Annotated in this window: 3 protein-coding genes and 1 pseudogene; 3 read left to right on the plus strand and 1 reads right to left on the minus strand. The window is 68.8% G+C overall.

Translation table 11 applies throughout. The features are described 5' to 3' along the window. From OCGS_RS14790 to OCGS_RS07870, 3 genes are all read left to right on the plus strand, one after another. The coding region (locus OCGS_RS14790) for a major capsid protein (RefSeq protein WP_193372856.1) at positions 1-171 on the plus strand (171 nt) is incomplete at its 5' end. Next, a complete protein-coding gene (locus OCGS_RS07865; RefSeq protein WP_007426706.1) occupies positions 171-482 on the plus strand; it encodes a head-tail joining protein in 312 nt (103 codons plus the stop codon). The genes OCGS_RS14790 and OCGS_RS07865, both read left to right, overlap by 1 nt. A gap of 5 nt (positions 483-487) precedes the next feature. Next, complete coding sequence (locus tag OCGS_RS07870; RefSeq protein WP_040610785.1) at positions 488-1,117, plus strand: DUF6441 family protein; 630 nt, start codon at positions 488-490, stop codon at positions 1,115-1,117. Positions 1,118-1,167: 50 nt separating this feature from the next. Here the strand turns inward: OCGS_RS07870 and OCGS_RS14795 are convergent. Continuing rightward, a pseudogene (locus OCGS_RS14795) lies at positions 1,168-1,351 on the minus strand (mercury(II) reductase); the annotation flags it as partial.

The following is a 1,351-nucleotide window of genomic DNA, read 5'->3' on the forward strand; positions in this document are numbered from 1 at the left end:
TACTACGCCCCCGCCGACACGTTCGAAACGGTGAACACCCTCGGCCAGCCGCTCTACGCCCGTACGATCCCCGACCGGGATCGCGACGAATGGGTGCGGCTCGAGATCGAGTCCAACCCGCTGCCGATCTGCACCCGGCCGCAGGTGCTGCGACAGGCCAGGCGGACCTGATGACCGCTTTCGCCGCCGCCCTCGACGCGCTCTTCGCCGACGCGCATCTCGCGCGGGACGTGGTGTACACAGCAGAGGGCGGTGCGCCATCGCTGGTCCGCGCCATCCTGCGCCGGCCAGACGATGTCACCGGCTTCGGCGAGGCGCGCATCTGGTCGGAAACCACACGGCTGGATCTGCGCCTTTCCGAGGTGGCGAACCCGCGGCCCGGTGACCGCATCGAGATCGACGGCGAGGCATTTCTCATCCAGGGCGAACCCGTCCGCGACCGCGAGCGGCTCGTCTGGACTGTGGATCTGCGTCCGGCATGATCGCGATGAAGCTGAAGCTCGACATCACGCCGGACCTCGTCGCCGCCATGGCCGCCGAGGTGAAGGCCGGCGAGAAGGCCGTGACCGCCGCCATGCGCGAGGCCGGGACCGGGCTCAAGACCGCGTGGCGCGGCCAGATCACTGGTGCTGGGCTCGGCCGGCGGCTCGCGAACTCGATCCGGAGCCAGACATATCCGAAGGCCGGCGAGAGCCTGAACGCCGCGGCACTCGTGTGGTCCAAGGCCCCGGTCATCGTCGGCGCGCATGACACCGGCCCGCTGATCCGCTCGAAGGACGGGTTCTGGCTGGCGATTCCGCTCCCCGCCGCGGGCAAGTCCCTGCGCGGCGGCAGGATCACCCCCGGCGAATGGGAACGCCGCCGCGGGCTGCGCCTGCGCTTCGTCTATCGCCGCACGGGCCCGAGCCTGCTGGTGGCGGAGGGACGGCTGAACACGAAGGGCCAGGCGGTCGTGTCGCGCTCCAAGACCGGGCGCGGCAAAGTCACCGCGCCGATCTTCCTGCTGGTGCCGCAGGTCAAGCTGCCGAAGCGGCTGAACCTCGCGCGGGATGCAGACCGGGCGCACGACAGCGTTCCGGGGCTGATCGTGGCCAACTGGGTGGAGGGTAGGTTGTGATCGCGTCGATGCGCAATCTTGCTCGGCAGCCACAAGATCGACGGATCGGATCACCCCGCGCAGCACGACAACTTCGCGACATCCTTGTCGAAGGTCTGCGCGGCGAGCTTGAGCCCCTCGACCGTTGTGAGATAGGGAAAGATCGTCTCGCCGAGCGCCTTTGTCGTCATGCCGAACTTGAGCGACATGGCGAGCGTCTGGACACTGTCTGCCCCCTCGGCGCCATGATCACGC

This window comes from Oceaniovalibus guishaninsula JLT2003 (assembly GCF_000299575.1).
Classification (GTDB): domain Bacteria; phylum Pseudomonadota; class Alphaproteobacteria; order Rhodobacterales; family Rhodobacteraceae; genus Palleronia; species Palleronia guishaninsula.

Coding starts and splice junctions, on each gene's coding strand:
- OCGS_RS07865 (WP_007426706.1), top strand. CDS start 171: ATGACCGCTTTCGCCGCCGCCCTCGACGCGCTCTTCGCCGACGCGCAT.
- OCGS_RS07870 (WP_040610785.1), top strand. CDS start 488: ATGAAGCTGAAGCTCGACATCACGCCGGACCTCGTCGCCGCCATGGCC.